The following is a 1,502-nucleotide window of genomic DNA, read 5'->3' on the forward strand; positions in this document are numbered from 1 at the left end:
CTGATCGACACCGGCGACGTGATCGTTCACGTCTTCCGGCCCGAGGTCCGCGAATTCTACAACCTCGAAAAGATGTGGCAGGCGGAGATCCCGCCGGACGCATCGCGCGGCGACTCCTCGCAGCACTGATTGCGGGATTGCGTAGACCACCCGAAAGCGGACGCGGCCGAGAAACTTCGGCCGCGCTAACGGACGATTGATGCGCATCGCCATTTCCGCGGTCGGGAAACTGAAGGATGCCGAGGAACGCGCCATTGTCGAGCGCTACGCCAAACGTTTCGGTGGCGCCGGCAAAGCGCTGAGCCTTGGCCCCCTCGATATCCGGGAATTTCCCGAAAGCCGCGCGGCGGCCGCCGGCGAGCGCAAGCGCGATGAAGCCGCCCGTCTCCTGAAAGACATTGCACCGGGCGACGTCGCCGTCGCGCTCGACCCGCTCGGCCGATCGCTCACCAGCGAAGCCTTCGCCGATTTCCTGCTCAAGATCCGCGACGGCGGCGCGAGAACCTGCCATTTCCTCATCGGCGGCCCGGACGGTCACGGCGATACGGCGCTCGCCGCTGCGGCCATGAAATTATCGCTTGGCGCGCTTACCCTTCCCCACGGCCTTGCACGCGTCGTTCTCGCTGAGCAGCTCTACAGGGCGGCGACCATCCTTTCCGGCCACCCCTACCATCGCGCATGAGAGGCTAATGGCCGCCCGGAACAACAACGTGCTGCTGCCCGCCGAAAGCAGGCCGGTGATCAAATACAGTTTCCCGCCGATTGGACCATCCGGCGCGCATCTGCTCATCCTCGGCACGCTTCCAGGCGAAGAATCACTTCGCCTCAAGCAATACTACGGGCATCCCCGCAACCATTTCTGGCCGATCATGGCCGCGCTCTCCGGCAAGCCGCTTCCTCTCACCTATGAGGAGCGCGTGGCGCTTCTGGAGATCAACCGCTGGGCCGTGTGGGATGTGCTGGAAGGCGCCGAGCGCATCGGCAGCGCGGACGCCGCGATCAGAAATCCAATCGCCAACGCCTTCGGCGCCTACTTCGCGGAAAATCCGGCAATCCGGTCGATTGCCTTCAACGGCCAAAAAGCCCGCGATCTCTTCCGCCGCTTCGTGTTGAAGCCCGGCACCGTCGCAGCGGATGACTTCACGATGATCGAACTGCCATCGTCGAGCCCGCTCTACACCAAGACGCTCGATGAGAAGCTCACCGTTTGGCGCGATAAACTCACGCCCTACACCGAGCCGGCCGGCAAGCGTCAGGAATTGCGCGTAAAATAATCGATGCCGAATTGCGGTAGCACCCGCCGCATGGCGACCGCGAGATAAGTCGGCGTCGTCACGTAGTAATGCCGCCGTGGCCGCGTGCTTTCGACCGCATGGATCAGCCGCTTGCTGACCGCCGCGGGCTCAAGCTTGAACGTCACCTTGCCCCCAGCCTTCATCGCCTCGATGCGCCTCTGATAGACGTCCCGGTGCGGCGAGTTCTCGATATCGATCGTCGCGAGC

Annotated in this window: 3 protein-coding genes and 1 pseudogene; 3 read left to right on the forward strand and 1 reads right to left on the reverse strand. The window is 63.6% G+C overall.

Annotation, left to right across the window (positions count from 1 at the left end):
* From VN004_RS21700 to VN004_RS21710, 3 genes are all read left to right on the forward strand, one after another.
* Positions 1 to 129 (forward strand): RsfS/YbeB/iojap family protein (locus VN004_RS21700; RefSeq protein ID WP_325614260.1); only part of this gene is annotated, 129 nt, incomplete at its 5' end.
* Positions 130 to 199: 70 nt separating this feature from the next.
* Complete coding sequence (gene rlmH / locus VN004_RS21705) at positions 200 to 682, forward strand: 23S rRNA (pseudouridine(1915)-N(3))-methyltransferase RlmH (RefSeq protein ID WP_325022036.1); 483 nt, start codon at positions 200 to 202, stop codon at positions 680 to 682.
* Between the two features lie 7 nt (positions 683 to 689).
* Positions 690 to 1,274 (forward strand): DNA-deoxyinosine glycosylase, encoded by a 585-nt coding sequence (locus VN004_RS21710; protein ID WP_325022038.1) that lies wholly within the window; start codon positions 690 to 692, stop codon positions 1,272 to 1,274.
* Here VN004_RS21710 and VN004_RS21715 read toward each other — a convergent pair.
* Positions 1,253 to 1,502, reverse strand: a pseudogene (locus VN004_RS21715) (short-chain dehydrogenase); the annotation flags it as partial. The gene VN004_RS21710 and the pseudogene VN004_RS21715 sit on opposite strands and share 22 nt — an antisense overlap.

This window comes from Pseudorhodoplanes sp. (assembly GCF_035565855.1).
In the GTDB taxonomy this organism is placed as follows: domain Bacteria; phylum Pseudomonadota; class Alphaproteobacteria; order Rhizobiales; family Xanthobacteraceae; genus Pseudorhodoplanes.

What these genes read in the sequence shown, in the direction of transcription:
- rlmH (WP_325022036.1), top strand. Translation starts at nt 200, where the DNA reads ATGCGCATCGCCATTTCCGCGGTCGGGAAACTGAAGGATGCCGAGGAA.
- VN004_RS21710 (WP_325022038.1), top strand. Translation starts at nt 690, where the DNA reads ATGGCCGCCCGGAACAACAACGTGCTGCTGCCCGCCGAAAGCAGGCCG.